Genomic DNA, 25564 nt, shown 5'->3' with positions numbered 1-25564 from the left:
AACCGTGCGCCGCCTTCCCTGCCTCATTCTTTCGGTTTGCCTCTGCCTGTCCCACGCTGCTGCGCAGCGGCATTCCACCGCCCTGTCTGAGAAGGAAGAAGAGGATGTGCGCGACGCTGCGGCCGATCCGGCGGCTCGCGTCGCCGTCTACCAGGGGATTATCGAGACACGCATCAAGCGTATTCAGGCCATCCTTGGGGACAAACGCGCGCAGGGCCGACGCGATGATCTTCGCGAAAGCATGGATGAGATCGCGGGACTGGTCGATGAATTCGAAGACAACCTGGAAGAGTACGACGGTGCACATCGCGACCTGCGCAAGCCGTTGCCGAAGCTGATCGACGCTACCATGCGTTGGGAAAGCGTACTGAAACAGCCGCCCGACGATGACAGTTACAACATCGTCCGCAGACTGGCGCTGGAGGCAGTCGCGGATGTGAAGGCACAGGCGACGGAGATGTTGCCCGCGCAGGTCGCTTACTTTAAGGCGCATCCTCCCAGCAAGACTGCGAACCCAGGTGGAGTCGGCCTGATTCCCAACGAGTAGTGCGGGCCGTAAACTATGGGCAGTGAGCTCCCCGGAACTGCAGCGAACCTTTGAAATTGCCTATCGCGACCTGCGGCCGCGCGCGCCCATGCCGCCATTCGACATCCGCTTCCGGCGTTTCGTCTCGCTCAACACGACCATCCGTCTGCGTGAAGGAAAACTGCTGGTAAGCCTGTCTGACCTGCTGCAGTCCGCTCCGCAGTCCGTTCTGGAGGCTATCGCTCACATCCTGATTGCGAAGCTCTATCGCAAACCGATCGCCGCCTCACACTCCGATCGTTACCGCCGCTACACCTCGTCCGAAGCGGTCAGCCGGCAGGCGGAGCAGACTCGCCAGACGCGCGGCCGGAAGCAGATTCACACCGCCATCGGCCACTTCTACGATCTGGATGAGGTCTTTGAAGCGGTCAATCGCCGCTTCTTCCACGGTCTGCTTGGGCGGCCGATTCTCACCTGGAGCGGCCACCACGCCCGCCGGATGCTGGGGCACTACGACGCCGCGCACAACACGATAGTGGTCAGCCGTGTCTTTGACGCGGCACACGTTCCACGCTTCGCCATCGAGTACCTGATGTACCACGAGATGCTGCACCTGAAGCACCCGGTAGTACGGGCCCGCACCGGTCGCCGCTGCATCCACTCGCGCGAGTTTCAGGCCGAGGAGAAGCTCTTTCCGGAGTTTGAAGAGGCAAAGGCTTTTCTGCGAAAGCTTTAGGCAGTCTGCTCGACCACAGCGGGGTGTTCCCGGCGGCTGCGTGAGATGGCGATGATGAGCGCACCTACCAGGACGGTGCCCAGCGAAGCCACCTGCGCATTGCTCATACCCAGGTAGAGACGTTCGTTGCGGCGCACCAGTTCGACCAGGAAACGACCAACACCACTCAGCACCAGGTACTCACCCGTGAGTTGACCGATGGGTAGATCTCCCTTGCGACCACGCACCCAAAGGTACCAGCCGAGTGCCAGGGAAAACAGCAGCTCGTAGATAGGCGTTGGTTGCACCAGCAGGCCTGGAGGGTTGGGCTGCGGCGGATCGAGCGCGTCGTCGTGAATGTGAATGCCCCACGGCAACGTTGTCGCGAGGCCATAATCTCCGTCTCCCGAGGTCAGGCAGCCGATGCGTCCCACGCCATAACCGATAGCGGCAGCAGGGGCAGCAAGATCCAGCATGCGAACCGCACCGATCTTGTGCGTGCGTCCCTGCCACATGAGTGCGCCGATGCCGAAGAGCAAGCCTCCGAACCACGCGAACCCAGCCTGAAACCAGTGGAAGAAACGCGTGGCGACCTCAAGCGGCTTCGACCAGCCGGGCAAAACCACTTCCTGCATTGCCAGACGAAGCTGCATGGGGTGCTGCAATTCGTGCCACAGCTTGGCGCCGACGACGCCTGCGATCATGACCGTCGAGACGACGACGATTGCGTCCGCCGAGACACCTGCCCGTACAAACGCGCGATGCAGAACGTAAGCCGAGGTCACCGCCGCCAGCCACATCAGGATGCCGAAGGTACCGAGCGAGAGCGAGCCGAGGTGCAGATACGGAAACATTGCGTCCTTCCAGTATACCGGTCGTTTTGCAGCAGGCACCGTCCGCGATAGGCTAAGGAGCATGCCGACTCCCACGCTGCCCTTCGTCCCCGCGTCCACCTGCGAAGTTCTCTTCTCCGTTGAGCAGATACGCGAACGTGTCCTCGCCATCGGCAAGCAGATCAGCGAGGACTACAAAGGCGAGAGCATCGTCCTGGTGGGCGTACTCAAGGGTGCGGCCATCTTCCTTGCAGACCTTGCGCGAGCCATTGAGGTCGATAACACCTTCGACTTCGTCGCGGTCTCCAGCTACGGCAAGGGCAAGACCAGCAGTGGCGCGGTCAAGCTCATCAAGGATCTCGACGTACCCATTGAAGGCAAGCATGTCATCGTCGTCGAAGACATTCTGGACACGGGACTAACACTCAGCTACCTGCGCAAACTGATGCTCCAGCACAAGCCTGCCTCGCTCAAGATCGCCACATGCCTCGATAAGCCGGAGCGTCGTCTGGTGCCCATCGAAGCCGACTATGTGTGCTTCAGCATTCCGAATCGCTTCGTCATCGGCTACGGGATGGACTATGCAGAGAAGTACCGTAATGTCGCGGATATCCGGCTGTTCCCGGAGGACAAGGCGTAGTCCGTCCGTCACAAATTCGAAGCTTGGAGAAAGCAAAGCGGATGCGAATCTCTCGTATCCGCCTTGCTGTTTGGACCGACGTTTAGCAGGCAGACCCGGATGCGTGGCGTAAACACCAACTCCAACCCGCTTCACGTCACGCAACTCCGTCAAAAGTCTTCGCTTCCTATTCGCTAGGATAGGTATGTGTCGATGACCGTACAGCAGAAGCTCGAGATCCTTGCCGATGCGGCGAAGTACGATGCCTCCTGCGCGTCCTCGGGCGCGAAGCGGGCAGGCAACGGTCAGGGCGTCGGCCACTCCGACGGCAACGGTATCTGTCACAGCTACACACCGGACGGCCGCTGCGTCAGTCTGCTGAAACTGCTGCTCACCAACTTCTGTACTTACGACTGCGTCTTTTGCGTCAATCGCGTCAGCAGCGACATACGCCGCGCACGATTCACGCCAGACGAGATTGTCACGCTCACGCTCGACTTCTACAAACGCAACTACATCGAAGGACTGTTCCTGTCATCCGGCATCATCCAGTCACCGGATTACACGATGGAGCAGCTGATTGCAGTCGCAAAGACCCTGCGAACCGTGCATCACTTCGGCGGATATATCCACATCAAGGCTATCCCTGGCTGTGCGCAGCGCTTGCTTGACGAGGCGGGTCTCTACGCGGACCGTCTCTCTGCGAACATCGAACTGCCGACCCAGCAGGATCTTGTTCAGCTCGCACCGGAAAAGAAATCGGCCGTTATCGAGACCACGATGACTCAGATCCATGAGCGTAAGCAGGAGGCCGACGAGGACCGCACACGCTTCCAGTCGGCGCCGAAGTTTGCCCCCGCCGGTCAGAGTACGCAAATGGTGATCGGTGCCACGCCTTCGACCGATCGTGAGATCATCACGCGCGCGAGCGGCCTCTACAACAGCTATAAGCTGCGCCGGGTTTACTACACGGGCTTTTCGCCCTACCCCGAGGCGGACACGCGGCTGCCGCTGAAGGCATCGCCCATGATCCGCGAGCATCGCCTGTATCAGGCCGATTGGCTGATGCGGCACTATGGCTTCGCTGCGGATGAGATCACCACAGAGAAAGAGCCCGAGCTTGATCTGGCCATCGATCCGAAGCTCGGCTGGGCGCGCCGTCATCCGGAGTTTTTCCCCGTTGACGTCAACGCTGCACCGCGCGAGACGCTGCTGCGCGTCCCCGGACTTGGCTATCGCAACGTTGATCGCATCCTTAGCATTCGCCGCTACCATCGCCTGGGCATCGAAGATCTTCGCAAACTTCATGTTCGTCTGAAGGATGCGACGAACTATCTCATTGCCGCCGACCATTTCCCTGCACCTCCCGATGCTGCGGGACTCGTAGCGCCGCCAGCGGTGGTGACAAAGCCTGCTGCACAACAGATGGGCTTGTTCGAAGAAGCAGGCCGTAGTGCTCTCTGGGGCGCTCTGTGATCGCCTCGACAACGAGGCGTGTCCGCGTCGAACCAGACTTCAACGCGTGGCGAGACGTTGCGCGTGCAGCGCTCTCCCAGGGCTTGGCGCCCGATGATGTCGACTTCGAGGATGCGACGGTCCCCTCATCCAGCGATCTCTTCCAGAGCGCTTCTTTGCCTCTTGAGATCAGCACCGAAGCCAAGGCACCGCATGTTCCGAAGGCCTTCCTGCAGAAGGCTCAGATCGCCTCCTATCATCGAGACGCGCAACGTTGGAACCTGCTCTACCGTCTGCTGTGGCGCTTGCAATCCAACCGCGATCTGCTGAAGGTCGAGGTGGATCGCGATGTGAACGAATTGCTGCGCCTGGAGCAGCAGGTGCGTCGCGATGAGCACAAGATGCACGCCTTCGTCCGCTTCCGCAACGTGCAGCAGGACGGTGAAGAACACTTCATCGCCTGGTACGAACCGCAGCATCGCATCCTCGAACTCGCGGCACCGTTCTTCGCCGAACGCTTTGCGGTCATGCGCTGGTCAATCCTGACGCCTGACGGATCCGTATCCTGGGAGCCTGCAACGAAGCAGTTGCAGTACGGCCCCGCCGTGACGCGCGACCAAGCGCCTGCGGTAGACGAACTGGAAGAGCTCTGGAAAAGTTATTACGCCAACATCTTCAATCCGGCGCGGCTGAATCCTGACGCGATGCGCAGCCACATGCCGGTGCGTTACTGGGGCAACCTGCCAGAGGTCGACCTGCTTCCCAATCTCATGGCGACCGCAGCGAAACGTGTGGAAGGCATGGTGGCGCTGCAGAGCGGCAGGCCAAGTGCCGCGCCCTTCGTCCCTGCCTCACACACGCTCAAAGCGATCAATGCTGCGCTCCCTTCGTGCAAAGGTTGCGACCTGTACTGCCACGCGACACAGGTGGTGCCAGGTCGTGGGAGCCTGCATGCATCGCTGGTTTTGGTGGGTGAACAGCCGGGCGACCAGGAAGACAAGCAGGGGGAACCCTTCGTGGGACCGGCGGGCGGTGTACTGCGCCGCGCGCTCGCAGAGGCCGGCATCCACGACGCCGATGTCTACATGACCAATGCCGTGAAGCACTTCAAATTTGTGCAGCGCGGCAAGCTGCGCCTGCACCAGAATCCGCGGATGAGCGAGATCGTCGCATGCAAACCCTGGCTGCTGGCGGAACTGGATGCGTTGAAGCCGAAGATCGTTCTCTGCCTCGGAGCGTCTGCATCGAAATCTCTGCTGGGCGGAACCTTCTCTCTCATGCGAGATCGCGGAAAGATTTTGTCTACGCCCTTCGCCGAGCAGGTGATGGCGACCTTCCATCCATCCGCCATCCTTCGCGCACGCGACGAACCAACGCGCGAGGAACTCTATAAGCACCTTCGTGACGACTTGATTGCAGCGAACAGGCTGGCGCTCGCTGCGGGGTAGTCAGCACCAACCGCAAAACCCTGCCACCTTGGCGGCCCACTCGTCTTCTGTGGAGATAGGTGGCAGTGGCGTTCCGATGTGCTTGCCTTCGATGAGATTATCGATGGCCACTCGCAACGCAGGCACCATCGCCTCCGGTCCACCTTCAAAGACGGTCGCCCACGGCGTAGCGCGCAGGATGTCACTCACACCACTCTCGCGATGCAGCAAAACCGGGATTCCCGTCTGAAGCGCCTCAACCGCAGGTATACCAAAGCCCTGCACGGCCGGCATCAGGAACAAATGCGCTTCGTGCATCAACGACTGCAGATCTTCATCAGAGACAAATCCCAGGAAGCGCACACGATCTGCGATGCCCAGTTGCTGCGCTTGTTTTTGCAGTGACTCAATCAACGATCCTTTGCCCGCCACGTCCAGGCGCCAGTCGGCCTTAGCGGAGAGAGGCCTCGCTTCCTTCTCCAGGACTGCGAGTGCTTCAAGCATCCAGTCGATGCGCTTGTTCGCTTCAATCCGGCAAACAGACAGCAAGTTCAATGAGCCGTCGAACGGACGTTCGCGGAAGCCAGAATTTGCAGGCAGCCCTCCCATACGCGCGATCTTTGCCTTGATCCAGAAGTCACTGCGACACTCACCCTGCAGGAATTCACTGGTGACGACCGTCGCGCCGCCTGACCGAAGACCGACGCCAATAATGACGTTTGAGATCCCCAGCCGCAGCTTTCCCTTCAGCGACCGATGACCTGCGTCTCCCAGCAGAGCAGCTGTGTCATGCATGAGGCATTGAAAGCCACGTGCGCCGGCAAGGGTGGCGTGCAGCGCGGGTTGATAGCCAGAGACAATCAACCGCGACTGCTGTTTTTGCCCTGCGAAATGCGCTTTGAGCGCCGCAACCTTGGCACGCACACCACGCTCGGGCCTCAATTGAATGACCTCAAGAGGGTGCTGGACATATCTCGCCAGACCAACACGATCCTCGTAAGTCAGCACCCGGTTCTCAATGCCTTGCTGATAGAGCCATCGTGAAAGTGCGAGGTCGCTGCGTTCGGCGCCGCCAAACGCCTCCACTTCCGGTATGAAGATTTCGATAGGCCGCTGCGTGTCCATGGGACCTTTCTTAACGCCCGGCGATCTCGTTCAGCAGCGTGAAGAACTCCGGGAAGGAAATTGCCGCGGCTTCGGCACCGTGGATCACTGTCTCACCCTCGGCTCGCAGCGCTGCCACGGCAAAAGCCATGGCAATGCGATGGTCATCGGCGGAATCGACCACGCCACCGCGTAGCGTCTGACCACCGGGAACGTGCATGCCGTCCTCGAACTCTTCGACCTCAGCGCCCATGGCACGCAGATTCTGCACGACCAGCGCGATCCGGTCGGATTCCTTCACGCGCAGTTCCTTCGCATCGCGAATGGTCACACCGTCGCGCGTATACGGAGCGATGGCAGCAATCACCGGCAGTTCATCAATGATCAGAGCCGGGAGCGTACCGGTGATCTCCGCACCCTTGAGGACCTCAGCACCGTTTACCTGCAGCGTGCCGATCATCTCGCCGTGCTTTTCTTCAAGGTTCAACACCGTGATCTTCAGACCCATGCCGGTAAGCACGTCCAACAAGGTGGATCGCGAGGGGTTCATGCCCACGTCATCGAGCACCAGTTGCGAGTCCGGGAACAGGAGCGCAGCACACAGGAAGAAGGCGGCTGACGAAAGATCTCCCGGTACCGTAGCTTCAATGGCCGTCAATGCCTGCCCACCACGAATGGAGATGCTATCGCGGCCGCGCTCGAGTTCCGCGCCAAAGGCACGCAAGGCGTGCTCAGAGTGGTCGCGCGTGCGCACCGCCTCCTGCAGCGTGGTCGTACCGTCAGCGCCGAGACCCGCAAACAGGACCGCAGTCTTCACCTGCGCGGATGCAATGGGTGTGCTGAAGTCGATGGCCTTCAACGGGCCGCCATGCACAGTCATGGGAGCGTGACCGTCGGTCAACTCAATACGTGCGCCCATCTGCTCAAGCGGTCCCTTGATGCGCTGCATCGGCCGCTTCGTCAGCGAAGCATCGCCAACAAACGTGTATGTCCCGGGATGCGACGCGACGAGGCCGGCAAGCATGCGCATGGTAGATCCGCTGTTGCCGCAATCCAGGTCACGTGTCGGCTGCTGGAATGTGCCAGCGACACCGGTGACTTCAATGACGCCGTCGTCACGCTTCACGACCGTGGCGCCGAGCGCCTCCATGCATGCGAGCGAGCTGTGCGGGTCGGCGCCGGTGGAGAAATTCGCAAGACGGGAAGTTCCCTTGGCAAGGCCGGCGAGCATGGCGTAGCGGTGCGAGATGCTCTTATCACCCGGCAGACGAACGCTGCCGCGCACCGTGCGCGCAGGCTGCACGGTCTGTGTTGTGGAGTTCGAAGACATGCATCCATTCTAGAGCGAAGGATGGATCAAAGAACGCGCAGAACCACCAACGTCTCATCGTCGAAGTGGTCTTTGCCATCCTGGAACTTCGCGACAGCGTCCAGCACAGCCTCAACAGCGGCCTCGGCATCGGGCTGTGTCAGCGTCTCCAGCACCTCACTCAGGCGCTCCGTCCCGAACATCTCTTCATTCTTGTTCTCGGCATCGACGATGCCGTCCGAGAAAAAGACAAGTAGATCGCCCGGTCGCGTGGAGATAGTGAACTCCTCATACTCGGCGTTGGGGAACAGCCCCAGTGGAAAGCCCTCCGCCTCAATGACGCGCGCACGCATTCGGTCGCCCTCACAGGAGACAAGCATGGGCTGTACCGAACCGGCGTTGGCAAGGCTCAACGTGCCTGCGTCGTCGTTCCATACGGCGAAGAGCATGGTCACATACTGCGAATCGAGCTTGCGCTCCTGCAACTGATCATTCAGCGCAGCCAGCATCGCCGCGGGCGGCAGGTGCTGTGCCGCCAGTGAACGCAGGATGCCGCTGACGAGGGCGGCATAGAGCGCAGCGGGTGCTGCCTTTCCACTGACATCGCCTACCGCAATGGCGACGCAGTTATCGCCGTACTGGATGAAGTCGTAGACATCACCACCGATCGAGCGCGCCGGCAGAAAGCGTGCAGCAAACTCCGCGTGCGGCAGTGGCTTCGGCGGCGGCGGAAGCAGACGCATCTGGACTTCACGCGCCATCTGCAGGTCACGCTCCATGCGCTGCTCTTCCTCGAAGATGCGTTCATAGAGCCGCGCGTTCGAGATTGCAATGGCGATCTGTCCAGCAAGGGTCGTCAGCGTTCGCTGATGGTCTTCGTTGTAGTAATTGACGCGGGTGTGTTCCAGCGCCATCACGCCGACGACTCTCTCCTTGTACATCAGCGGCACGGCCAGCATCGATCGCACTTCGCGCGTGTCCGCCCCACGCTCTCCGGGTGCCGTGTTATCGCCTAGATAGCGCGCATCCTTGCGAACATCACCGACAAGAATCGGCTCCTTTTGCTCCGCTGCGATGCCGAAGATGCCCTGTCCCATCACGGCATTGCGATCGCGGTTCACACGCTCGCCAAAGCGAGTGGAAAGACGATGCACAAACTGCTGCCGGCTCTCACTCCACAACAGCACGGTGAACATCTGAAAATCGACAACACGCTTCAGCAGCACTCCAATACGCTGAAGCAACGTGTCCAGATCGAGAATTGCCGTGAACTCGCGGCTGATCTCACTCAGCACAGTCAACGTCTGCGCCTGACGCGAGAGTCGTGTGTAGAGCCTCGCATTCTCGATAGCCACCGCCATGCGCGACGCGACCAACTCCAGCAGGCGCCGCTGGTCCTGGGTGAAGGCAGCAAGCTGCTCACTTTCAAGATCGATAACGCCGATGACCCGGTTCTTGACGATCAGCGGCACCGCCAGTTCGCTTCTCACAGCCGGGTTTGCGCTGATGTAATGCGGCAGGTGTCGTACATCGTCCACCAGAATGGAGGTCCGCAATTGCGCGGCCTGGCCGACCACACCACGGCCGAGTTTCACGCGCATGCGCTCGATCTCCGGTGCGTGGCCCACCTGGAAGCGCATCCACAGCTCCTGGGTACGGTCGTTGATCAGCAGAATGGCAAAGATACGATAGTCGACGACGGCGCGTACCAGTTCCGCCACACGCAACATCAAGGTCTGCAGGTCAAGCGTATTGTTCAGCGCCTCAGCCAGTCTCAGCAGGAAGTCGACGTGCTCACTGGAGACGCGGATACGGTTCTCAGGATGCGATGGTTCCGTGGGCGGAATGTTCATTTCGCCGCTGGCTGCAAGTTCGCGCCCCGGAATCTCAACGCTCGGCACGGTCGGCTGTGCGTTGGGGCTTGGCCGATAGTCACCCTCGAACTGGTCGGACAGGACGGCGGCATCATCGCCCGGACCGAGGCGCACCTCGGAAGCCTCAGAGGCGCGGGACCGCGACGCCACACGCAGTGGCTTCACGTTCCGCTTTGGCTTTTCCTCGATCGCGTCCATGCCTGCCTTTGTAGCAGATATCGTTCGTCTGGTGGCTTAATAGCCTGATGCGGCCTTGGAAGTATCGGCATCTCCGGTCAGTTCCTGGACGATCCGGACGCTGGCACTGGCACCGATCCGTGTCGCTCCCGCGCGCAGCATTGCCTGAGCATCTGCCAGGGATCGGATTCCGCCGGAAGCCTTCACACCGCATCGGGAACCCGCGACGCCACGCATCTGTGCAATATCGTCCACAGTCGCGCCGCCGGTGGAGAAGCCAGTGCTCGTCTTGATGAAGTCAGCGCCCGCGGTGACGGCGATCTCGCTGGCACGCAGCTTTTCTTCGAAGTTCAGCAGGGCGGTTTCTAGGATCACCTTCACGATAGCGCCGCGGCCATGCGCCACCTCGACGACACCACGAATGTCTTCCGCGACCGTGTCGTATTCGCCGCCCTTGAGTGCACCGATGTTCATGACCATGTCCACGTCATGGGCGCCCAGGGCGATGACACGCTTTGCCTCGTCCACCTTCGACTCGTTCAGCGAAGCGCCCAGCGGGAACCCAATGACTACACCCACCGGAACATCAGTCCCCGCCAGTGCAGCAACCGCCGTCGACACCCAGAAAGGATTCACCATGGCACATGCGAAGCGATACTCCGCAGCTTCTGAACAGATGTGCAGGACCTGGGCACGCGTCGCGTCCGCCTTCAAAAGCGTGTGATCCAGCGTGGCGGCAAGCGCACGCGGACTGCTCATGGCCTGGTGGTAGAAATTGGCCGCGGCCAATGCGATCTCGTCCTTCATGGTGCTTCCCATCCCTGGGTCTTGGTGACCCAACGCTCATGATAGCGCCGGTTGAAGGAAACCTGCAGGTACAGAGGTTTGGGGTCAGGTGACGACCTGACTACATCTTGTAGCGGCCCATGTCGTCGTCGCCCAGGCCCTCGAGCCAGCGGCGAAGCTCATCGGAGTTGACGTCGCGGCCCTTCTGATTCATCCGCGCCGTATCGAGCACGGCGCGACTGACAAAAATCGGGCAGTCAGCACGCATGGCGAGCGCGAGCGCGTCCGAGGGTCGGGCATCCATCGTCATCACATCCCCGGCACGATCCAACCAGATCACCGCGAAGAACGTATCGTCCTTCAGGTCACTGATCACCACGCGCGAGACGATTGCGTCAAAGGCGCGAAGCGTATTCCGCAGCAGATCATGGGTCATGGGCCTGGGTGTAGCGGATTTCTCGATCTCAAGCGCAATCGCGTTGGCCTCGAAGATGCCGACCCAGATAGGCAGGACTGCCTCTCCCGCCATCTCCTTCAGAACGATCATGGGCATGTTCGTGACGGGATCCATCATCAGGCCGCGAATGCGCACCTCGACCTCGTCGCCGGTTCCCTCGGGGGATGCGGTTCCCTTCGCGTGTTGGGCAGGGCGTGTCATCGTCAGCCCGCCAAAACCGCTTCACCCACCAGGCTGTTGGGGAAGCTGCGCGTAATCCTGACCTGTTGATAGCTGCCCAGCGCAGGCAGGATTGGCTGAGAGGTCGTGAAGTTGACGGTCTTGTTCTGCGAAGACCGGCCAGTGATCTGGCCTCGCTGCGAGTTGTAGCCCTCAACCATCACATCCATCACCTGGCCCAGGTGGCGCTCGTAGGAAATGCGTTGCCGCTCGCGCTGCGCGTCCATCAGGCGCTGCAGTCGTGCAGCTTTCACATCATCCGGCACGGTGTCGGGCATGCCGACGGCGGGCGTGTTCGGCCGCTGCGAATACTGGAAGGCATAGACGGCGTCGTAACCGACTTCGTCCAGCAGGCTCATCGTCTGCTCGAAGTCCTCTTCCGTCTCGCCCGGGAAGCCCACAATAATGTCGGTGGTCATGCTGATGTCGCGCTTCGCCGCCTTGATCCAGGCGATGCGCTCCAGGTACCACTCGCGCGTGTACTCGCGCTGCATGGCCTTCAGGACCGTGGAAGATCCGGATTGAACCGGCAGATGCACGTGGTCGCAAACCGTCGGCATGCGATCGATGACTTCAATGATGTCCGGCGTAAAGTCACGCGGGTGCGACGTGGTGAACCGGACGCGGCGGACACCCTGCAGTGCTCCAATCGCCTCCAGCACCTGCGCGAACGTCCGCTGTCCCAGCGGGTCGCGGTAGCTGTTCACGTTCTGTCCCAGCAACTGAATGTCGGTGTAGCCGAGGCTGGCCATACGCTGCGCTTCGGCCATGATGCTGTCCGAAGCGCGCGAGCGCTCCTTGCCGCGCGTGTACGGCACCACGCAGTAGCTGCAGAACTTATCGCAGCCTTCAATGATGGTGATGTAGCCGCGGTGAGGGTTGCTGCGAGTGGTGAACTCTGTGTCGAAGGTCGCGTCCTGCGTGCGGCGGTCGTCCAGGCCCGTGATGCGCTTCTCACCCGCTTCCAGGCGGACCAGCATCTCCGGAAGGTTGCGATAGGAAGCAGAACCCGAAACCAGCGACACAAACGGCGCCTTCTCAAAGATCTTCTCGCCTTCCTGCTGCGCGACACAGCCAAGGACGGCAAACTGCTTGCCCTCGCCCTGCATGCGCTTGTACTCGTTCAGCCGATGGAAGACCTTCTGCTCCGCCTTATCGCGGATGGAGCAGGTGTTGTACAGGATGAGCCCGGCATCCTCCTCGTCCTGGACGCGGACGTAGCCCTCATGCTCCAGCGTTCCAATGACTTTCTCCGAGTCATGGGCATTCATCTGGCAACCAAAGGTCTCGATATAGAAGGTTTTCGCTTGGGCAATCACATCCCACAGTATACGGTAGGCCTCGGTCCTTGAAGCGGTCTGCTAAACTCGCCATCAACAGCTACCTTGGACTCCCCAGCCTAATGCAAAATGCCTCGCTCTATCAGCGCAGCGGACTCAGCCGAACGCAATGGCCGACTCCGCTTCTCACTAGTCTCTTCGTGACGGTCGGTATTACGACCCTCACGTTACTGTACGCACTTGTGAATCATCTCAGCGGTCTGCCCCATCCTTATAGTTGGCCCTTCTACATCGAAGGCGCCAGTTCGCTTAACCCAAGTGGTGATCGATTCGGGGATCTCATCGCTTTCAATGAGCGTTTCACGGCGTTTCATCGAGCTGACTTCTTTTCCCCCAAATACGGCGATCCGTTTCCCTATCCTGCTCCGGTATCACTCTTTTACCGTCTGTTCCTTCCGCATACACGTCACCTTCTCATGCTGGCATTTCCAGTCTTTGCCCTCTTACTGCTGATACCTGCGCTTCTATTCCTCAAGCGCCTCATTGCGAATGGACTCGATAAGCGGAAAGCCGCCACTTTCGTCTTCCTAAGTCTATTGTTTTCCGGCATCGTGCCATTTGAGATGCGGCAGCTGAATGCCGAGATCTTCGTATTCATAGTCTTGGCAGCATCACTTTACCTTTACATTGATGGGCGATTGCAAGTTGCAGCGATACTTCTGGGAGTAGCTATCGCACTGAAGCTATATCCCTTTATGCTGCTCGGCGTGCTCTTTGCAGCACGCCGTTATAGGGCAATATTCCTTTCTTTACTAAGTGCTACTGCGACCCTTATTTTGGGCCTCTCACTCGAATCGGGAAGCTTCTCGCAATCGGTCAAAGGAACGATGGCAGGAATGAGTTGGTTTACCGATCACTTCGTCAAACGGGTAGATGTCGCAATCGGTTGGGATCATTCGATTTTTGCCCTCGTGAAGCTTCTTCTTGAACATCGATATCAATCGTTCTATTCAATACTTGCAATCTACACACCCGTTATCGGCGTCATCGGCTTGGCGGTATATCTTATACGCATATACCGTATGCCAGTGTTCAATCAGATCGCATCTCTTGTGATCCTGATGATCCTTGCTCCTCCGTTATCCTTCGAGTACACCTTCTTACAGCTCTACAGCGTCTTTGCGATTTTCTGCTGTGTTGTCGTTCGGAACAGAGATGAGATCAAGGACTCCCGACCACTCATTTGGATGGGCGCATGTTTTGGCTTTCTGTTCGCCTTACAGAGCATGGTGATCGTTAACGGTCGTATTCTTGATGGTCAGACTAAGTGCCCTGTCCTTATCCTGCTCCTCGTCCTGGTACTTACTTATCCCGTCCGAGATAAAAGACTAGATGCGCTCTCGAACAGGCCAGATCTTGACCTGCGTGAAATGAGTCCGAAATGAAGTTAATCGAAAGCCTTATTCCAGACTGCTTCGAAATGCGCTTCACACCCCGTCCAGACGAACGCGGTAGCTTCGTGAAGACCATGCAATCCTCCGTCTTCGCGGGATTAGGGCTCGAGTTCTCATTCCCTGAGAGCTTCTACAGTGTTTCGCACAAGAACGTGCTTCGTGGAATGCACTTCCAGCTAGCGCCCGCAGACGGCGCAAAACTCGTGTACTGCCTCACGGGCGCCATTCTCGACGTCGCTTTTGACCTCAGACGTGGCTCCCCAACCTTCGGCCAAGCCGCCTCATTCACTCTGCGCCCGGAGCTCGCCAATGGTGTGTACATTCCGTCCGGAGTGGCCCACGGCTTCTACGTCCTTGAAGGACCGGCAACAGTCGTGTACCAGGTCTCAGCGGAATATAATCCGCTGCTGGACGCAGGGGTACGATGGGATTCCCTTGGCTTCACATGGCCGGGAGATGACCCCATCATCTCCAGCCGGGATCGCAACTTCCCGGAATTCGCCCACTTCCCCACTCCGTTTCGCTTCGGAGCATAGTCACTTACCTTTTTCGGAGATCGGCATCGTCGTGCAACTCCCGCTCGATGATGCTGATCGACCGGTTCTTCATCTGCAGGTACATCCGGCCAAGATACTCACCGATGATTCCAAGCAGCATCGCATTGATCCCGAGTGATCCCAGGATCAGGACGGTGATGGTCGTGAAACCTGCAGGTGCGCGGAAGCCCGTCAGGAAGTACGCAATGATGTATCCGATGCTAGCCAGGACGGTAAGTGCAGCAACTGTCAATCCGACGTAAGTCGCCATACGCAATGGAACGACTGACTGATTGATCATTCCATCGAGAGCCAGCATGATGTTGTCGTAAAAAGAGAACTTCGAGCTGCCCACAACACGGGCCTGCCGAGCATAATCAATTCCCTTCTGATTGAAACCCATGGTGGCGATCGTCCCACGCAGATACGGACGCGGCTCATCAATGCGTCGCAGCTCTTCAATGACGCGGCGGCTAATTAGACGGAAATCACCCGCGTCGCGGGGAATTGGGTCTTCTGACAGGACATCCACTAGCCAATAGAACACCTTGCGCGCCGCGGTCCAGCGCGCCGACTCCAGACGAGACTTGCGGATGCCATAGACGACGTCTGATCCGTTGGACCACTCTTCAAGGAAACGCGTGATCAGCTCTGGCGGATCTTGCAGGTCGCAGTCAAGCTGAATAGCAGCGTCCCCGTTGCACTGAAGGTAGGCGGTGAGAATGGAACGCTGATAGCCAAAATTCCTTGAGAAACGGAAAGCCCTTATGCGGGAGTCTTGACCCGCGAGTTCCTTCAACAAAACTGGAGTCCGGTCAGAAGAATGATTGTCTGTGAAGACAAACTCGAAGTCATAAGAGTTGGCAAGCGGATCAATGACCTGACGCACAGCAGGATAAAAGAGCGGCAGGCTGTCTTCTTCATTGAAAACAGGAACCACGAGTGAAATCAGGGGCTTTCGCAAGTCTTGCATCGTACGATGTTAGCTCTTCGGAAGGATGCTCTGCAGGAACGGTTGCAAACTTGGCTCACAATCGTCAAGGCAGGCTGTCAGATCCCGAGGAACAAGGTTCGGAAATTCACGCCTTAGCTTATCCGTGCCTAATCCAGCCGCAAGAGGCCGCGGCGCGCGCTGCTTCAACTCACACGTGTCCTTACCCAGCAGAAGGGTTGAGTCTAGCTGGAAGCGCTCAGCCACCCTCTTCGCAAACTCAAGGCGCCCGAGAAGCTCGGGACCACAGACGTGGTAGACGCCGGACGCGCCTGCATCGACCAGTCCAATCGTCGCTCGGATGAGATCGCGATTGAACGTAGGCGTAGAAATTTGATCCTGGGGTACTCGTAGCTGAGAGCCCGTCCCTAAAAGACGCAGCACGGTGTACAGATAGTTTTTACCCTGGGGATCTTCTCCGTAGACCACCGTCGTGCGAATGATCAGCGCACCCGGATGGGCCTCGCGGACAGCCGTCTCTCCTGCCAATTTGCTGGCGCCGTAGACGTTTTGCGGATCCGGCACGTCCCCCTCCAAATATGGTCCAGGACGCTCAGCTTTGCCACCAAACACATACTCGGTCGAGAAATAAACAAACGGGATATTCTGACGGTTCGCGTATGCCGCCAGGAAAGCTGGCCCATGCGCGTTGGTTTGGAACGCCAACTCGGGCTGATCTTCACAGGCGTCAACATTAGTCATACCAGCGAAAACATAGACTGCACGGAGGTCGATTCCACGCAGCTTTTCATCTGCCAAGTTTGCATCGAGCGTCGCCAAATCCAGCTGCAGCCAATCGGCGCGTTCCGGATGACGTGCAGCGGGCAATGGAGATTCAGGACGAGAAAGCGACTGATAGAAAGCTAGAAACTGCGCGCCGACCTGCCCGCTAGCGCCGATGACCAAGACCTTGGGGTCTGAAATCGTGGCCTCCATAAGCTCTTGGGGGAAAGAATTTGGTAGCGTTACCGGGGCTCGAACCCGGACTCTTCGCCTTGAGAGGGCGACGTGTTAACCAGTTACACCATAACGCCACATCTTGAATGGCCATCACTTGCGCGACTTTCCGAGTATACCGTAAACCTTCGGGCAATTCCAAATCGTGCCCGAAGCCTCCCTAGATACCCAGCCGCTTCACTTCGTCGTTGTAGTACTTGCGGTACAGGATGTCCCACTCCTGCGTGCCTTCCAGAATGATGCGCTGCTGCGAGGTGATCTTGCCGCGGGCTGCGGCGTCGATCTTCACTTCGTCGGCGAGGAGCATTTCCAGGATTTTGCGGGCTTCCTGGCGGATCGTATTGCGATCTTCCAGAAAATCTGCCTCGTCCACCTCAGCCAATGTATCGGCAACCGTGTGGGCCAGCTTGTTGACCTTGTCGCGGGAGATGCGCATGGCTACAGCACCGCCTTGTACTTGCGAGTGAGTTCGTTCTTCACTTTTTTGAACATCTCCGGGTAGCTTGCACCGGACTTCAGCATGTCGTCCTGGAAAGCTTCGAGGATGACGCGGACCTCGTCATTGATGCGGTCTTCCAGAGACAGCTCCTCGATCAGACCGGCGTTGATACGCTCGGCCACAATGGCTGGCTTGTCGGTGCGAATCATCTTCGCTTCCACAAGCCTGCGCACAACCTGGCGCGACAGATATCCTACGTAGTCTTTCGAGAAGAGCATGGGCAAGAAGGAGGATAGCATGTTGCGGCCATCCTCCTCGATTCCCTACTTCCGGCGCTCCGTCCGTGCCGCTGCATGCGCCAGATTTTCGGGTGCGTCATGCAGCAAGTGCTCCACCGGCTTACCACCTACCAGGTGCTGCTGCACGATATCTTCAGCGTCCTTCGCCTTGGTGAAGCTGTACCAGACATTGTCGGGATACACGACGCAGACAGCAGCATGTTCGCATTGGTCCATGCAGCTGGTTTCCAGCACACGGACCCTGCCCTTCAGACCGGCATCCTTTACCAGATCCTTCAGTTCATCCTTCAATTTCTTTGCGCCCTCGTTCCGGCACGAGGGCCGGGATGCGTCGGGGTCGCGCTCATTCATGCAGACCAGAATCTGCCTCTCGGGAACACTCATGGATTCAATGCTACGCGGCGTTCGGGGTGAGACAATCAAAGGACGATGCAGCCAGACGACCTCCTCATTGTGAAAGACGACATGATCGCGTTCATCGCGGGCAATGGCCTGCGGCGCCTGAACGCCTATGTGCCGGAGGACGTCCCCTCCGTGATGTTCGAGGACGAGACTCCCGACGGCTGGAAAGATTTCGTGGAACACGCCAAGGCGACCAACGTTCCCTTTGTCACCATGAGCGAAGTGGTGCTTGAGAAGCAGGACATCGAGACGCTGATCGAGCGGACCCGTGTGCATCGCTTCCCTGACGAAGCCGGCCAGGAGCTGGACGACGCGCAGTACCTGCTGAAGTTTGTCGGCAAGACCGGTTATCTGCAGCTTGGTTTCGCATACGGCGGTGTCATGTTCCTGTATGAAACCGCCACCGAATGGTACGACCGCTACCAGCAGTGGATGGAAGCCGTGGCCGACCTGGGAAGCATCGTTCTTGACGACAGCGACGACGATTAATTCCATGCCTGCAGCATCTGCCATGGGCTCCCGCTGGATCCTGCCGGAGCCGCCCTCGGTCGAGGCGCACGGTCTGGCCGCAGCGCTGGAGCAGCCTCTCTGGTTCGCCCAGGTGCTCGTCACACGCGGCGTGGAAACTCCTGCGGATGCACGCCGCTACCTTGTCCCAAGTATGGCGGAACTGCATGATCCCAACCTTCTGCTTGGCATGCAGGAGGCCGTTGCTCGCGTGTTGCAGGCAGTTGCGAAGCGCGAGCCCATTCTGATCTATGGCGACTACGACGTCGACGGCACCACCGCCACCGTTCTGCTGAAGACAGCTATCGACCGCATCACTCCGCTGGACAGCAATGGCCGCGGATCGTCGCTTGTTCGCTTCCATATTCCGCACCGAATCCGTGAGGGCTACGGCATGCAGACGGGCGTGCTGGGCGAGGCTGCGGCACAGGGCGTCCGACTGGTCATCAGCGTCGATACCGGCATACGCGCCTTCGCCGCCGCGGACGAGTGCAAGGCACTTGGGCTGGACCTGATCGTAACCGACCATCACCTGCCGGATGGTATCGCCGGCATACCCGATGCGGTTGCCGTGATCAACCCGAACCAGCCCTTCTGCGAATATCCGTTTAAGGAGCTCTGCGGGGCAGCTGTTGCGTTCAAGCTGGCGCACGCGCTGCTGCACGCGGCGACTAAACCCCCGGCCGATCCTGCGCACTACCGCACGGTTGAGTTCACGGCGCTGTGGGACAAGCTGCTGCCCTCCCTGTTGAAGCTGGTTGCCATCGCAACCGTTGCAGATGCCGTTCCGCTGACGGGAGAGAATCGGACCATCGTTGCGCTTGGTTTACGTGCGCTGCGGGATCCAAGACAGGGCGGACTGCGCGCACTGATGGACCTCGCCGGAGTTTCGGTCGATGAGGAGAACGGACCATCTGCCACGGAGATCGCCTTCCGGATCGCTCCACGGATCAACGCCGCCGGCCGCATGGACGTGGCAAGCGACGTTGTCCGAATGTTCCTGACGCGCGACCCCGCAGAAGGCCGCGCGATCGCCGAGAAGCTTCACCAACTCAATGAAGACCGCCGCAACGTCGAAGCCACTGTTCTCACGGCGCTTGAAGAACAGATGGTGGCTCTTCGTGGCGATGAGGTCGCCCTCGCGGCCGCGGGCTGCCTCGTACTTGATGGTGAGGGCTGGCATCGCGGCGTCATCGGCATTCTTGCCTCCCGCGTCGTCGAGCGCATGGGCCGTCCAGCCCTCGTCATCGCGCACGAAGATGGACAGGCCCATGGCTCCGGCCGGTCCGTGCCGGGATTCCATCTGCTCGACGCCATCACGGCAGCACATTCTGAGGCGCAACCGGTGATCTTTGACCGTTTTGGTGGCCACGCCCATGCCGTCGGCTTCTCCATGCCGTCGGATCGCGTATCGCTATTACGGGAGAGACTGGCAGCCTACGCAGCCGGACGTTTGTCGCCCGAAATGCTGCAGCAGCGCATCGAGATCGATGCGGAGATCGCACTGGCCGAGCTGACACCAGACCTGCTGAAGAAGCTTCGCCTCCTGGAGCCTTTCGGCCACGGCAACCGCGAGCCGTTGTTCCTGGCACGCGCCTGCACGATTCGGGATGAGCCGAAAATCCTGAAAGAGCGCCATCTTAAGCTATGCCTGAGCGCTGGTGACGACACCCAGGTGAGCTGCTTATGCTGGAGCCGGGCGGTTCCGTGGCCCGAACGGCTTGCCGAGTTGGGTATCGGCCAAGGCTCCATCGTGGACGCAGTCTTCCGCGTGCGCGAGAACAAGCATCCCCAGTTTGGCGGCGCGGAAATGGAACTTTGCGATCTTCGTCTCCACGAATCGCCGGATGTTCCCTAAGCGATTCTTATTGAACCGAGAAACGACTTTTTGAGTCTCATATAATGACGAATCGGGCATGAGCGAAACTGCAAGCGGAAACAGCGGAAAAATAGCCATTCGCGTGGCGATCGGGGCCGTTTTGGTGATCGCACTGATCATCGCGATTCGCCTCTCCACGCGTAAGGAAATCGACATCAGGGCCGCAAAGGTTGGCTACGGCGACCTTGTGAGCGCCCTGTCCACTAATGGCAAGGTTGAGCCCATCCAGAACTTTCAGGCTCACGCCGGTGAAGCTGGTAGCGTTCAGGCCGTCTATGTGCGCGCAGGCCAGAAGGTGGACGCGGGCACATTGCTACTGCGTATGAGCACCGCTGCTGCGGAGGCCCGTGTCGAGACCGCAAGGTCTGCCATCGCCCAGGCACGCGCCGCGCAGTTCGACATCACGAACGGCGGCTCGACCGATGAGCGCATCGGTATGTCCGGCGATCTTACCCGCGCCCGTCTGCAGGTCGCTCAGTCTCAGAAGGACCTTGCGGCGCTTCAGGCCTTACAGGCCAAGGGTGCTGCGTCCGCGAATGAAGTAGCCGCCGCGCAGGCGCGCCTGGCCTCCAACCAAAGCTCCCTCGATTCCCTTCAGCAGCGTTCGACTGGCCGCTACTCTTCCACAGACAAGCAGCGCGTCAACGCCCAATTGAGCGACAGTCAGGCCAGCCTGAACGCAGCGCAACAGTCGCTTGCTCAGAGCGTCGTCCGGGCACCCTTTGCCGGAACCGTCTACTCTCTTCCGGTCAAGGCGTATGACTTCGTCGGCTCCGGTGAAGAGCTGGTGCAGGTCGCCGATCTTTCGAAGATGCAGGTTCGCGCCTACTTCGACGAGCCGGAGATCGGCCGCCTGAAGCTGAATGACTCCGTGCTGATCAAGTGGGACGCAAAGCCCGGCCTTAGCTGGCACGGCCACATCGTACGCACACCGACGACCGTCATCACCTATGGCACACGGAACGTGGGCGAATGCCTCATCGCTGTCGACGACGCAACGGGTGACCTCCTGCCAAACACCAACGTGAGCGTCAGCGTCACCACGCAATCAATCTTTCACGTCCTCAGCCTCCCGCGCGAAGCCCTGCGCACGACAGGCTCTGGCGAGAACTATGTCTTTCTGGTCGAGCACAATCAGCTCGTAAAGAGGGTCGTCAAGATTGGCTCCGTAAACCTGATGGCGGTTCAAATCATCTCGGGAATCAATCCGAACGATCTCGTCGCACTGGCCTCCACCAGCAGCAGCATCGATCTCTCGGAAGGCCTGCGGGTCAGGGTTGTGCAGCAGTGATTGGTGCCTGTCGAGCAACGTGCATTTCCCTTCTGCTTGCTGCGACCTCGGCTGCGGCACAGATACCCGCTTCTGCCTTGGCTGATGCCCGTGCTGGGCGCGTTGACGCTTCGGTCGCGGCGCTGAAGCCAATCAAGAATGCCGATGCGCAGGAGCTGCTTTGCAAGCTCTATTCCTCTGTCGATGCACGCGACGCAGCGATCTCGGCATGTGAGTCGGCCGTGTCCCTCGCGCCTTCCAACAGTGACTACGCCCTTGAGCTTGCCCGCGTCTACGGCAACAAGGCCGACCATAGCGGCACGTTCACCGGAATGCGCATGGTGAGTAAGATTCGAACGAATTTCGAGAAGGCCGTCCAACTGAATCCGAAGAGCGTTGAAGCCCTGAGTGATCTGGGCCAGTTCTACGCAGAGGCACCCGGCATCGTCGGCGGCGGAGCAGATAAGGCACGTGATCTCGTCACCCGCCTGCAACCACTCTCTCCCGCGCGATCGCACCGCCTGGCCGCCATGATTGCCGCGAAGGCAAAGGATGATACGACGGCTGAAGCCGAGTATCGCGCCGAACTTGCTGCAGGACACACGCCTGAGGCATACGTCGATCTGGCGGGCTTCTATCGCAGCCGCAAGCAGAACGACCGCGCCGTGGAAAATGCCCGGCTCGCGCTCGCCGCCGATACCCATCGTGGCCCGGACACTCTGGATGCCGCGAAGATCCTTATCGACTTGCAACACCCCGCCGACGCCGTGAACGGACTCCGCGCGTATCTGAATACGCAGCAGGCTGGCGTCTCTGCATTTGCGCAGGCTCATGTACTGCTGGGTAATGCGCTTAGGGCGACAGGCGACACGGCCGGCGCTCAAAAAGAATTCGCTGCCGCTCTTGCGCTTGCACCCAACTACGACGCAGCTCGCAAGGGAGCCGGCCAATGACCCGCTTCCCCCTCCTGCGCACGGCGGTCCTCTCAGGACTATTCACTTTTGGCGGTCACTGCGTCGCGCAGATTTCGCTCCAGTCCGCTGTCAATCTAGCTCTCAAGAACAGTCCAAGAATCCGACTGGCTCAGGCCGATCTGGACAAGGCACGGGCCGCGCGCAGCGAAGCGCGTGACGCCTATATCCCCACAGTTGGCGTCGTGACCGGGTACGGCCAGTCCACCGGCGCGCCCTTAAATGTTCCGGTTGTGTTCTCCATCAGCGCTCAGAGTCTCGTCTTCAGCTTTTCGCAGAAGGACTACATCCGATCCGCAGACCAGGCGGTCCAGGCTGCGGAGCTTATCCTTCATAACAACCAGGTCGAAGTTGTTGAAGACACGACAAACACCTATCTGGCGCTCGACTACGCTCTGGAGCGCAAGTCGGTCTTACACGAATCCATTGCCTATGCCGACCGCCTGGTGTCCGTCACCACCGACCGTATCTCGCTTGGAGTCGATGCAAAGGTCGAGCTCCCGAAGTCCCGTCGAACCGGGACGCAGCTACGCCTGGCAAGTCTGCAGACGGACGACGACATTGCAGCGAACCGGCAGCATCTTGCGCAGCTTACGGGACTGCCGGCTACCGCACTCGTAACTGACCGAAACTCCGTCCCGGCCTTCACACGGTCACCGGCCAACGAAGAAGTCGACATGGACAAGTTGCCCGACAGCGATGGGATCAAAGCTGCTTTCGCGAACGCTCGTGCAAAACAGTACGTCGCGTTCGGTGACAGCCGGTACCTGCTGCGGCCCCAAATCATTCTGGCCGCGAATTACAGCCGCGTCGCAACATCGCTGTCTTCTTATCTCGATTACTATCCTCGCTATGGCGGCGCCCCCGGGTTTCCGAATAGTGAAAACGCACTCAGTTTCGGACTTCAGTTCAATTTCCCCTTGCTGGACATGGCACACAGGGCAAAGGCGCGTGGCTCGGCGGCAGATGCGGCACGTGCGTACGCCGAGGCCGACCAACAACGCGGTGTCTACCGCGAGGGTCGCTCGAAGCTGCTGAACTCGTCCCGGGAACTGGATCTGCGCGCGCAACTTGCCCGGGACGATCGGGAAATTGCCCAGGACCAGCTCGAGACATTGCAGATCCAGATGCAGCAGGAAGGGGGCTCGCAGGGAGCCCAGGTCACTCCGAAAGACCAACTCAACGCCCAGCTACAGGAGCGCCAGAAATACTTGGACGTTCTCGCCGCCGACCTTCAGCTCCGTCAGACCCAGGTGAATCTGTTGCGGCAGACCGATCGTCTTGGTAACTGGCTCCTTACGACTCCCGGCAGCAGAACAGTTACGCCCACGGTTGCTCCGGCTGCGGGCATTCCTGTCCCCACTCCGCTTGGGACCAGCCCGGGCGTCCTGCCGCAAAGTCCCACTGTGACTCCCCACCCGTAGCGACTCTGCGAAAGGTTCCCGCATGGGTTCCACCGGCCCTTTGCACGGTCACAAAATGGTAAAATCCGAGGTACAACCATGGTATTGAAGACACTGCTCCTGAACCCGCCTTCCTTTGAAAACTTCGACGGTGGCGCCAGCTCCCGTTGGCCCGCGACGCGTGAAATTGAGTCGTACTGGTACCCCGTGTGGCTGGCTTACCCCGCCGGCATGCTGGAGGGTTCGCGCCTGCTTGACGCGCCGCCGCACCACGTCAGCGCGGAAGAGACGATCAACATCGCGAAGGATTATGAGTTCCTGGTGCTCTTCACCTCCACGGTCGGCTGGTCAGGCGACCACGCCCTGGCACAGGCCATCAAGAAGGCCAATCCGACCATCAAGATCGCCTTCGTCGGACCGCCAGTCACCACCGACCCGGACCGCGCTCTCAACGAGTGCGATGCCATCGACTTCATCTGCCGCCGCGAGTTCGACTACACCATCGTCGAATACGCACAGGGTAAGCCGATCAGTGAGATCCTCGGCCTTTCTTACAAGGACGCGAACGGCGTCATCCAGCACAACCCGGACCGCCCGCAGGTCGAAGACCTGGACGCAATGCCCTGGGCCACCAAGATCTACAAGCGCGACATGGACGTCACACGTTACAACGTGCCGTTCCTGCTGCACCCGTACATCTCGCTGTACAGCACGCGCGGTTGCCCGGCGCAGTGCACCTTCTGCCTGTGGCCCCAGACGCTGAGCGGCCACGCGTGGCGCAAGCGCTCCACGGACGACGTGGCGGCCGAGTTGAAGTGGGCCAAGGAGAACTTCCCGGAAGTGAAGGAGTTCTTCTTCGATGACGACACCTTCAACATCCAGAAAGAACGCACCATTGAGCTCTGCGCCAAGCTGAAGCCGCTGGGCATCACCTGGTCCTGCACCAGCCGCACCACGACCCACCGCGACACGTTGAAGGCCATGAAGGAAGCGGGTTGCCGCCTGTTGATCGTGGGCTTCGAGTCGGGCGATCCACAGATCCTGAAGAACATCAAGAAGGGCTCGACCGTTGAGCGTGCCCGCGAGTTCGTCAAGGACTGCCACGACCTCGGCCTCATCATCCATGCCGACTTCATCCTCGGCCTGCCGGGCGAAACGAAGGAGTCGATCTGGAACACGATCAATTTCGCCAAGCAGCTCGACTGCGAGACCATCCAAGTCTCCGTCGCACACGCTTACCCGGGCACCGAGTTCTATGACTTCGCCGAGAAGAACGGCTACATCACCAACGAGAACATGAACGACGGCGGCGGCCATCAGATGGCGCACATCGAATACCCCGGCCTGCCAACCGAGTACGTGATGGAGATGGTCCACAAGTTCTACGACGAGTACTATTTCCGTCCGAAGGCGGCTGCCCGCGTTGTCTGGAAGGCTATCGTCAATCGCGACGTGCCCCGCCTGTACGTTGAGGCAAAGAGCTTCATGAAGCTTCGCGCACAGCGCAACAAAGCTGCCCGTGCCAAGAAGGAAGAGAACGCCCTCAAGGCGCAGGAATCCGTCAGCATGAACGCGTAGTTCGCACCAGAATCCCATCGAAGACGCCTCCGGAGACGGAGGCGTCTTTCTTTGCAGCAGGCGCCGCGGAAGGCTACGACAGTATCTGCCCTAGCGG

General features: G+C 59.5%; 25 protein-coding genes and 1 tRNA gene. 13 read left to right on the top strand and 13 right to left on the bottom strand.

All coding sequences use genetic code 11. From position 1 onward, the window contains the following. Positions 1-4 precede the first annotated feature (4 nt). Together BLW03_RS00235 and BLW03_RS00230 are read left to right on the top strand one after the other, a co-directional pair. Positions 5-547, top strand: a complete 543-nt coding sequence (locus BLW03_RS00235; RefSeq protein WP_074651808.1) for a hypothetical protein — start codon at positions 5-7, stop codon at positions 545-547. Between the two features lie 88 nt (positions 548-635). Next, complete coding sequence (locus BLW03_RS00230) at positions 636-1262, top strand: M48 family metalloprotease (RefSeq protein WP_244502177.1); 627 nt, start codon at positions 636-638, stop codon at positions 1260-1262. Here the strand turns inward: BLW03_RS00230 and BLW03_RS00225 are convergent. Continuing rightward, positions 1259-2095 (bottom strand): prolipoprotein diacylglyceryl transferase, encoded by an 837-nt coding sequence (locus tag BLW03_RS00225; RefSeq protein ID WP_074651807.1) that lies wholly within the window; start codon positions 2093-2095, stop codon positions 1259-1261. The two genes, BLW03_RS00230 and BLW03_RS00225, sit on opposite strands and share 4 nt — an antisense overlap. A gap of 61 nt (positions 2096-2156) precedes the next feature. Between BLW03_RS00225 and hpt the strand changes: the two genes are divergently transcribed. The 3 genes from hpt to BLW03_RS00210 all read left to right on the top strand — a co-directional run bounded on the left by hpt (position 2157) and on the right by BLW03_RS00210 (position 5596). After that, on the top strand, positions 2157-2714 hold the full coding sequence (hpt, locus tag BLW03_RS00220) for a hypoxanthine phosphoribosyltransferase (RefSeq protein WP_074651806.1): 558 nt from the start codon (positions 2157-2159) through the stop codon (positions 2712-2714). A gap of 192 nt (positions 2715-2906) precedes the next feature. Then, on the top strand, positions 2907-4169 hold the full coding sequence (locus BLW03_RS00215; protein ID WP_074651805.1) for a putative DNA modification/repair radical SAM protein: 1263 nt from the start codon (positions 2907-2909) through the stop codon (positions 4167-4169). Beyond that, a complete protein-coding gene (locus tag BLW03_RS00210; protein WP_074651804.1) occupies positions 4166-5596 on the top strand; it encodes a UdgX family uracil-DNA binding protein in 1431 nt (476 codons plus the stop codon). Before BLW03_RS00215 ends, BLW03_RS00210 begins: the two co-directional genes overlap by 4 nt. On the opposite strand, the gene BLW03_RS00205 is transcribed toward BLW03_RS00210, so the two are convergent. The 6 genes from BLW03_RS00205 to miaB all read right to left on the bottom strand — a co-directional run bounded on the left by BLW03_RS00205 (position 5597) and on the right by miaB (position 12820). Continuing rightward, complete coding sequence (locus BLW03_RS00205) at positions 5597-6700, bottom strand: glycosyltransferase family 4 protein (RefSeq protein WP_074651803.1); 1104 nt, start codon at positions 6698-6700, stop codon at positions 5597-5599. A 10-nt stretch (positions 6701-6710) separates the two neighbouring features. Next, on the bottom strand, positions 6711-8009 hold the full coding sequence (gene aroA, locus BLW03_RS00200) for a 3-phosphoshikimate 1-carboxyvinyltransferase (protein ID WP_074651802.1): 1299 nt from the start codon (positions 8007-8009) through the stop codon (positions 6711-6713). 26 nt (positions 8010-8035) lie between these two features. After that, complete coding sequence (locus BLW03_RS00195; RefSeq protein ID WP_074651801.1) at positions 8036-10060, bottom strand: SpoIIE family protein phosphatase; 2025 nt, start codon at positions 10058-10060, stop codon at positions 8036-8038. A gap of 36 nt (positions 10061-10096) precedes the next feature. Next, positions 10097-10846 carry a deoxyribose-phosphate aldolase gene (gene deoC / locus BLW03_RS00190; protein ID WP_212733099.1) on the bottom strand — a complete coding sequence of 250 codons (750 nt, stop codon included), beginning with the start codon at positions 10844-10846 and terminating at the stop codon, positions 10097-10099. A 100-nt stretch (positions 10847-10946) separates the two neighbouring features. Next, complete coding sequence (locus BLW03_RS00185) at positions 10947-11483, bottom strand: bifunctional nuclease family protein (RefSeq protein WP_074651800.1); 537 nt, start codon at positions 11481-11483, stop codon at positions 10947-10949. Positions 11484-11485: 2 nt separating this feature from the next. Then, positions 11486-12820, bottom strand: coding sequence for a tRNA (N6-isopentenyl adenosine(37)-C2)-methylthiotransferase MiaB (miaB, locus tag BLW03_RS00180; RefSeq protein ID WP_074651799.1), 1335 nt, complete (start codon positions 12818-12820; stop codon positions 11486-11488). An 83-nt stretch (positions 12821-12903) separates the two neighbouring features. Here miaB and BLW03_RS00175 point away from each other — a divergent pair, with 83 nt between their 5' ends. Beyond that, the gene (locus tag BLW03_RS00175; protein ID WP_212733098.1) at positions 12904-14226 is read left to right on the top strand and encodes a glycosyltransferase 87 family protein; all 1323 of its coding nucleotides are present in this window, start codon (positions 12904-12906) and stop codon (positions 14224-14226) included. After that, positions 14223-14771, top strand: a complete 549-nt coding sequence (locus BLW03_RS00170) for a dTDP-4-dehydrorhamnose 3,5-epimerase family protein (protein ID WP_074651797.1) — start codon at positions 14223-14225, stop codon at positions 14769-14771. The genes BLW03_RS00175 and BLW03_RS00170 overlap by 4 nt, the downstream gene beginning before the upstream one ends. A 4-nt stretch (positions 14772-14775) precedes the next feature. Here the strand turns inward: BLW03_RS00170 and BLW03_RS00165 are convergent, their stop codons facing one another. The 6 genes from BLW03_RS00165 to BLW03_RS00140 all read right to left on the bottom strand — a co-directional run bounded on the left by BLW03_RS00165 (position 14776) and on the right by BLW03_RS00140 (position 17841). Then, complete coding sequence (locus tag BLW03_RS00165) at positions 14776-15735, bottom strand: glycosyltransferase family 2 protein (protein ID WP_212733097.1); 960 nt, start codon at positions 15733-15735, stop codon at positions 14776-14778. Positions 15736-15753: 18 nt separating this feature from the next. Continuing rightward, entirely contained in the window at positions 15754-16698 is a 945-nt protein-coding gene (locus tag BLW03_RS00160) for an SDR family oxidoreductase (RefSeq protein ID WP_074651795.1), read from the bottom strand. 21 nt (positions 16699-16719) lie between these two features. Continuing rightward, a tRNA-Glu gene (locus tag BLW03_RS00155) sits at positions 16720-16796 on the bottom strand. Between the two features lie 83 nt (positions 16797-16879). Beyond that, positions 16880-17155, bottom strand: coding sequence for a DUF507 family protein (locus tag BLW03_RS21105; protein WP_074651794.1), 276 nt, complete (start codon positions 17153-17155; stop codon positions 16880-16882). Between the two features lie 2 nt (positions 17156-17157). Next, the gene (locus tag BLW03_RS21100) at positions 17158-17457 is read right to left on the bottom strand and encodes a DUF507 family protein (RefSeq protein ID WP_014785739.1); all 300 of its coding nucleotides are present in this window, start codon (positions 17455-17457) and stop codon (positions 17158-17160) included. Positions 17458-17481: 24 nt separating this feature from the next. Next, positions 17482-17841 carry a (2Fe-2S) ferredoxin domain-containing protein gene (locus BLW03_RS00140; protein WP_074651793.1) on the bottom strand — a complete coding sequence of 120 codons (360 nt, stop codon included), beginning with the start codon at positions 17839-17841 and terminating at the stop codon, positions 17482-17484. Positions 17842-17886: 45 nt separating this feature from the next. Here BLW03_RS00140 and BLW03_RS00135 point away from each other — a divergent pair, with 45 nt between their 5' ends. The 6 genes from BLW03_RS00135 to hpnJ all read left to right on the top strand — a co-directional run bounded on the left by BLW03_RS00135 (position 17887) and on the right by hpnJ (position 25467). Next, positions 17887-18348: a hypothetical protein gene (locus BLW03_RS00135; protein ID WP_074651792.1), complete on the top strand. Its 462-nt coding sequence runs from the start codon at positions 17887-17889 to the stop codon at positions 18346-18348. A gap of 4 nt (positions 18349-18352) precedes the next feature. Continuing rightward, complete coding sequence (gene recJ / locus BLW03_RS00130) at positions 18353-20224, top strand: single-stranded-DNA-specific exonuclease RecJ (protein WP_074651791.1); 1872 nt, start codon at positions 18353-18355, stop codon at positions 20222-20224. Positions 20225-20282: 58 nt separating this feature from the next. After that, positions 20283-21536, top strand: a complete 1254-nt coding sequence (locus tag BLW03_RS00125; protein ID WP_074651790.1) for an efflux RND transporter periplasmic adaptor subunit — start codon at positions 20283-20285, stop codon at positions 21534-21536. 77 nt (positions 21537-21613) lie between these two features. Continuing rightward, positions 21614-22468: a tetratricopeptide repeat protein gene (locus BLW03_RS00120; protein WP_139285036.1), complete on the top strand. Its 855-nt coding sequence runs from the start codon at positions 21614-21616 to the stop codon at positions 22466-22468. Then, entirely contained in the window at positions 22465-23910 is a 1446-nt protein-coding gene (locus BLW03_RS00115) for a TolC family protein (protein ID WP_074651788.1), read from the top strand. Before BLW03_RS00120 ends, BLW03_RS00115 begins: the two co-directional genes overlap by 4 nt. Before the next feature lie 78 nt (positions 23911-23988). Then, positions 23989-25467 carry a hopanoid biosynthesis associated radical SAM protein HpnJ gene (hpnJ, locus tag BLW03_RS00110; RefSeq protein ID WP_074651787.1) on the top strand — a complete coding sequence of 493 codons (1479 nt, stop codon included), beginning with the start codon at positions 23989-23991 and terminating at the stop codon, positions 25465-25467. The last annotated feature ends 97 nt before the right edge of the window (positions 25468-25564 follow it).

Source organism: Terriglobus roseus (assembly GCF_900105625.1).
GTDB lineage: Bacteria > Acidobacteriota > Terriglobia > Terriglobales > Acidobacteriaceae > Terriglobus > Terriglobus roseus_B.
Note: the sequence above shows the minus strand (reverse complement) of the source record. Positions and strands in the feature narration are given on the sequence as shown.